Below are 5,314 nucleotides of genomic sequence, written 5' to 3' on the forward strand. Positions count from 1 at the left end.
CTCTCAGGCACAGGGTACAGCTGTCAATACATCGCCCCTGGTCTGAAGGTGTATACTCTCCCCGTTCGTTCCATTCCATTGCAAGATTTCCCGCAGGGCAGACTCCGGCGCATACGCCGCAGCCTGAGCAGAGGTTGTTTTGAACAACGAGGTCAAAGACGTTCACCATTTCTATCACCTTGATTTTCTCATATTAAAATCACAGAACCGATAAAAAAATTTAAAAACATTCGCTTTCTGATAATCAGCCAAGCGCTTTCTTTATTTTCAGCAGAGACCGAAGGAGCGTACGTAACATCATATCCGCGTAAAAAAACAGAGCGCAACTGCCTTTCAGGTAATGATAGCGGTCTCTTCCCGTGACAGGGTAGTGCTCCCTTAAAATGTCATAATACATCTGCATTCTTTGGTGATCTCTGAAATTCGCGGCAAGCCAGAATCTTTTCCTGGCATATTTCCGATCGATAATTGCAATGCAGTTATTTCTTTCTTTTTCATCCATATCCATCGAACTGATTACGGTTTTCAGAATATCTTCATGTTCTTCTGCTCTCTTCAGGTGATCCTCCAGGCTTTTCGCCGAATGTGAGTGGCTTTCCTCTCGAATCATGTAATCATAAAGAAATTCGTCAATGTATCCGCATGTGAATCTATAAGCAATGGGAAGCAGCATCTGCCAATTCTGACCACCCCTGCTAGCATATATGGTTTTCTCTGGATTTGCTAATAAAAAGGCTGAGGTTCGAATCATATAGCCGCCGGGCGCAAAGTAAACATTTTTCTCCTCTATAAGGTCATGAAACAAATCATCTGGCCCATCAATAGGAGGAATGCGCTGTAAAGATCTTATTTGCTTCATATTCTTCTCATTAAAAACCCTTACTTTACAAAGGACCATACCGCAGTCTTTGTTTTTTTCAAGAAAGCTGACCTTTTTTGAAATGTTGTCTGGATGCAGGACATCATCTGAATCCGGCCATGTGAGGTATTCGCCCGTAAATATTTCCAGGCCTTGATTCAGTGCACCCGCCGGCCCTTTGTTCTCCTGGAAAATATAAATGAACCTGATGCCTTTGGATGAAAATTTCTCTTGGTACGAGAAAACTATTCTCTCCGTATCATCCGTAGAACCATCGTTTACAAAAATAAACTCTATATTTGAATACGTCTGATCCAAAACGGAATCCAGGAAACGGCGGACGAAAGAGGCTCCGTTGAAACAGGGGGTGATTATGCTTACAAGAGGTTCTTTATTGGGGTCAGTCATTATTTTCCTCTCCCATGAAATCGTTCTGCAATAATTGTCAGCAAATAGCAAAATTCGTCCCTTTTTCTTGAGAAGAAAAAAAACATTCCGTTAGTTATGAGAACTACGAGAAACAGCAAGGATATAAATTCGGCTGCCGTTTTATTGATCCAGAGAAAATGTTTTATCAGTTCAAGGGGAACAAGGGCCGCAAATACGACAAGCAGGTATTTCAGTGAATCTTTATAGTAATCAAGGGGATTTTTCTGAAAAGCTGACCGATAAACAATGACAGGCCGCGTGAACGTGGACACAAGCCCGGAAACGACCGTACCCACGTATACTCCCGCAAGGCCCATTACCTGAACCAAAACGACAGAAAGAACCAGGTTTACAAAGGCCTGAACAAGGGCAATGAATTTATCCGCATCGAATATTCCGGCGGCTGTCTTGAAATTGTTGATTATTATCCTGTGCCCCATGAAGTAATAGTTCAGCAATATGAGGGAGATTACCGAATGCTCGATGACCATCGACTGCCCTATCCACAATTGAATGAAAGGTGTAAGAAGAACGAAAAAAGCTACCGAGGCAAATCCGTACAGCCAGAACCCGACAAACCTGTACACTCTGAACAGGAAGTACTGCTTCTCCCTGTTTTCAGTGGCAATGAGATTGCCAAAACCGGAAACGACGGAATGAAAAATGATGTTAATGAATCCACTGATGGAGGTGATAAGCAGATTATAGTTGGAGATAAGGCCGACAGTCGTCACGTTTATGAAAGCGGAAATGATGATGTTGTCCGTCTGATGCACACTTATATCCCCGATCTTATGATAGATCAGGGCTTTTATGTTCTTGCTTATCGTTTCCGTTTCCTGTTCGGGAAGTTTGCAGACATTCTTCTCCAGCAAATAGGGATACAGCCTGTTGAGATACGTATTAACCAGGAATTTTTGCACTAACCCTATTAACGCACCAACAAGGAGATAGAGAAGGAAGTTTTTCAGCAGGACCAATACGATAATCTGGACGAAAATAGTAATAGATACGGTTATTGTGTGTATATTGGTCTGGATGTAGTTTCTCTGTTCTGCATTTACAATGCTGTATTTGTAAGCAACGAAGTAGGAACTAACCGTGTTGAAGAGGAAAATCAGGTAATAGACCCGCAGTTCATTGAAGCCTATGTTTACCGGATCCTTGATGATTCGGTGAAGAAAAGGGACAAGCGCAAACCCTAATACAGTGACCACAAATGCTACGATTCTGTAGGAACGCCTGTATAGATTCATAAGTGCCTTGATTTTTTCTACGTCTTTTTCCGCAGCAGGCTTATACAGGCTGAAATTCATCGCCGTACCTATGCCGAGTTCGGCAAGAGAAAGCACTGAGAGCACGTTGGTGAATAAACCGTTCACACCGAGGTATGTCGCCCCGAGGGTATAGATAAAGACGGTCCTTGATATGAAGCCCAATAAAACATGGACTACATGCCCTGAAAAACCGAAAAAAATATTGCGTGCTGCAAATTGCATTCTGCCCATCAAAGGTCTCAACTTTAAAATCACCATATTTCGGGAATATGAAAAGCAGTGCATTTCCAGAGTAACATTTATAGATAATGAGTAATTTTATTACTCATAAAGAGTGAAGTCAATTTTTGGCTTAAATTTTTTGTATGGGGACCCCTGAAAAAGCCTCCGGCAAACTTGCCATTCAGACTTGATAATAGCCCTGCAGCAGTTGCTTCCAACTCCAGCCCATACATGGAGATGAGGACTGATGAACAGTCAGAAAACGCTCGTGAACGCCTCCACTTTCGAAAAATACAAGAAACCCATCCCCCAGCGGGGATGCTCCACGATCGTCGCCCAAACCGCTCCTCGCAATGACAGCAAAGCTGGTCCCGGTGTGGTCTGTCATCCCGAGGCCGGTTCCTTGGCCGAGGGATCTCGGGGTTAAGGTCTTCAGAACCAACCAGCTCCTCCCCTCCAGGGACGCGATCCTCGCCAAAACCGCTCCTCAGAATGACAGCTTCTCGCTTCGGAACGACAATAATCCGCGGCCGGGGTAAAACCCCGGCCGCGGCTGCTATTCTATGCTGTTCCTGTATCAGACGGCGAAGTCGAAGGTTCCGCCGATGCCCTGTTCCTCCGCCCGCTGGAGCACCACGGCCGCGGCGGCCACGTCCATGGCCCCGGTGCCGATGGGGATGCAGAGGATCCTGGAGCCGGACGAGGCGGTGACGGTTTTCTTTCCCGCCGCAAGTTCACCGAGTGTGGCGGTGATGTCCTTTTCGCTGATTCTGCCCGCCTCGGCGAGGTCCTTGAGGGCTCCCCGGTGGAGGCACTGGGCCACGTGGTCCACCACGATGGCGTCCGCAGAGAGCAGGGTTTCATCCCGGCATTCCTTGTAGGACCCCATGGGGAAGAGGACGGAGCCGGGGGCGAACCATTCCTTCCGGAAGAAGCCGTCCTTGGCGTGGGTGACGGTGATGACGGCGCCCCCTTCGGCGGCCTGTTCGGGGGCTGTGCAGACGGTGATTTTTCCCGTGACGACAGATTCCATGAGATGAGCTTCTCCACGTCGGACTGGCTCAGCAGCCTGGCCATGTGCTCATACCTTTCAGTCCATCTGGTACTTTCTCGTGACCGTGTTCGAGATCGGGAAGAAGCTGGGGATCCCTCTGCCCGTGACGGAAAGCATCATCAGGCTGGCCTCCGTCATCGCCGGGGAGGACTACCTCGTTACGGGACGGACTCTCGGCGGACTGGACCTTGGCGGGGTGAACGGGTAAGGGCGGATCCGATTCTTGTCGTCTTGAGCAACGCGATCGCGGAGCATCCCCGGAGGGGAAGGACCTGACTCTGTCATCCCGAGCGAACGCGAGGGATCTCGGTTTGAGGTCTTTCAGAATCAAGAGCAGATCCCTCGGTCGCTTCGCTCGCTCGGGATGACAGAAAAAATAGTGTCATCCCGAGGCCGGTTCCTTAGCCAAGGGATCTCGGGGTGAGGCACTCCAGAATCAAAATCGAGATTCCCCCCCTCCGGGGAAGGACCTCGGGCTTGAGTCTTTTCTCTCCGCAATTCATACGGTTGAATTTTCAGAGAAAAAGGCTTAGAATTTAACCAATGAATGCATTGATTCCAATGCAATCCGGAAAGGGGCATGGATATGGAACTTGCAAAAATCACGATGCGGGGACAAATCACCATCCCCGTGGAAATACGGAAAAAATTGGGTGTAAAAGACGGTGACAAGGTTGTTTTTTTGGAGGAAAACGGCCGCATCATCATGGGAAATGCGGCCATGGTCGCGCTGAGGGAAGCACAGGCCGCTTTTGTCGGGGAAGCGGAGCGAATGGGACTGAAAACGGAACAGGACGTTGTGGATATGGTAAAAGAGGTGCGCCGCGAGGTTTGGGACGAACGCCATGCGCGTAATGATTGACACCAACATCCTCATTTCTGCGCTTCTTTTCCCAAACTCGCAAATGGATGCGTTGATTGTCAGGGTCACGACGGAGCATCAGCTCGTTCTTTCATCCTATGCCGTAGATGAGTTGCTGAATGTGGTTCGGCGCAAATTCCGGAATAAGTTTGAAGCCATGGATTTACTCCTGAGCCGGCTTCCCTACGAGCTTGTTTATACACCGGAACATCCGGAGCCGGGGCTTTTCGATATCCGGGACGAAAAGGACTACCCTGTTTTGTATTCTGCCGTCACGGAGGACGTTGACGTGTTTATAACGGGCGACAAGGATTTTAGCGGACTGAACCTTGAAAAACCGGAAATCCTCGGCCCGGCTGGATTCCTTGAAAAGTATTGATTCAGGGGAATCTGAGTCAAAAACGAGATTCTTCCCCTGCGGGGATGCTCCGCGATCGTCGCTTTGCTCCTCAGAATGACATCATTCCACGGTCCGGCCTCGGGTTTGGTGTCGTCCTGAGCGCAGCGAAGGACCCGGGTTTAAGGCCTTCAGAACCAACAAGATCCTTCGGGCTGATGAAACCAGCCACTCAGGATGACAGGGCCGGGTGTCGTCCTGAGCGCAGCAGAGA

8 protein-coding genes are annotated in these 5,314 nt (G+C 48.5%); 4 read left to right on the forward strand and 4 right to left on the reverse strand.

The features are described 5' to 3' along the window. The 3 genes from GX147_08515 to GX147_08525 form a co-directional block, all read right to left on the reverse strand. Positions 1-169 (reverse strand): 4Fe-4S binding protein (locus GX147_08515; GenBank protein ID NLN60728.1); only part of this gene is annotated, 169 nt, incomplete at its 3' end. A 75-nt stretch (positions 170-244) separates the two neighbouring features. Continuing rightward, positions 245-1,267: a glycosyltransferase family 2 protein gene (locus GX147_08520; protein ID NLN60729.1), complete on the reverse strand. Its 1,023-nt coding sequence runs from the start codon at positions 1,265-1,267 to the stop codon at positions 245-247. Further along, on the reverse strand, positions 1,267-2,796 hold the full coding sequence (locus GX147_08525) for a polysaccharide biosynthesis protein (GenBank protein ID NLN60730.1): 1,530 nt from the start codon (positions 2,794-2,796) through the stop codon (positions 1,267-1,269). Before GX147_08525 ends, GX147_08520 begins: the two co-directional genes overlap by 1 nt. Before the next feature lie 238 nt (positions 2,797-3,034). Here GX147_08525 and GX147_08530 point away from each other — a divergent pair, with 238 nt between their 5' ends. Continuing rightward, a complete protein-coding gene (locus GX147_08530; protein ID NLN60731.1) occupies positions 3,035-3,214 on the forward strand; it encodes a hypothetical protein in 180 nt (59 codons plus the stop codon). A gap of 150 nt (positions 3,215-3,364) precedes the next feature. Here GX147_08530 and GX147_08535 read toward each other — a convergent pair whose 3' ends face one another. Then, entirely contained in the window at positions 3,365-3,820 is a 456-nt protein-coding gene (locus tag GX147_08535; protein ID NLN60732.1) for a hypothetical protein, read from the reverse strand. Between the two features lie 79 nt (positions 3,821-3,899). Between GX147_08535 and GX147_08540 the strand changes: the two genes are divergently transcribed. The 3 genes from GX147_08540 to GX147_08550 all read left to right on the forward strand — a co-directional run bounded on the left by GX147_08540 (position 3,900) and on the right by GX147_08550 (position 5,082). Continuing rightward, positions 3,900-4,049 (forward strand): hypothetical protein, encoded by a 150-nt coding sequence (locus GX147_08540; protein NLN60733.1) that lies wholly within the window; start codon positions 3,900-3,902, stop codon positions 4,047-4,049. Positions 4,050-4,427: 378 nt separating this feature from the next. Further along, complete coding sequence (locus GX147_08545) at positions 4,428-4,703, forward strand: AbrB/MazE/SpoVT family DNA-binding domain-containing protein (GenBank protein NLN60734.1); 276 nt, start codon at positions 4,428-4,430, stop codon at positions 4,701-4,703. Next, entirely contained in the window at positions 4,687-5,082 is a 396-nt protein-coding gene (locus tag GX147_08550; protein NLN60735.1) for a putative toxin-antitoxin system toxin component, PIN family, read from the forward strand. Before GX147_08545 ends, GX147_08550 begins: the two co-directional genes overlap by 17 nt. Positions 5,083-5,314 lie beyond the last annotated feature (232 nt).

This window comes from Deltaproteobacteria bacterium (assembly GCA_012522415.1).
Classification (GTDB): Bacteria; Desulfobacterota; Syntrophia; order Syntrophales; family JAAYKM01; genus JAAYKM01.

Bases quoted from the DNA above. Each gene is read 5' to 3' on its own strand.
- GX147_08520 (NLN60729.1), bottom strand. From the start codon at position 1,267: ATGACTGACCCCAATAAAGAACCTCTTGTAAGCATAATCACCCCCTGT.
- GX147_08550 (NLN60735.1), top strand. From the start codon at position 4,687: ATGCGCGTAATGATTGACACCAACATCCTCATTTCTGCGCTTCTTTTC.
- GX147_08535 (NLN60732.1), bottom strand. From the start codon at position 3,820: ATGGAATCTGTCGTCACGGGAAAAATCACCGTCTGCACAGCCCCCGAA.
- GX147_08525 (NLN60730.1), bottom strand. From the start codon at position 2,796: ATGGGCAGAATGCAATTTGCAGCACGCAATATTTTTTTCGGTTTTTCA.
- GX147_08545 (NLN60734.1), top strand. From the start codon at position 4,428: ATGGAACTTGCAAAAATCACGATGCGGGGACAAATCACCATCCCCGTG.
- GX147_08530 (NLN60731.1), top strand. From the start codon at position 3,035: ATGAACAGTCAGAAAACGCTCGTGAACGCCTCCACTTTCGAAAAATAC.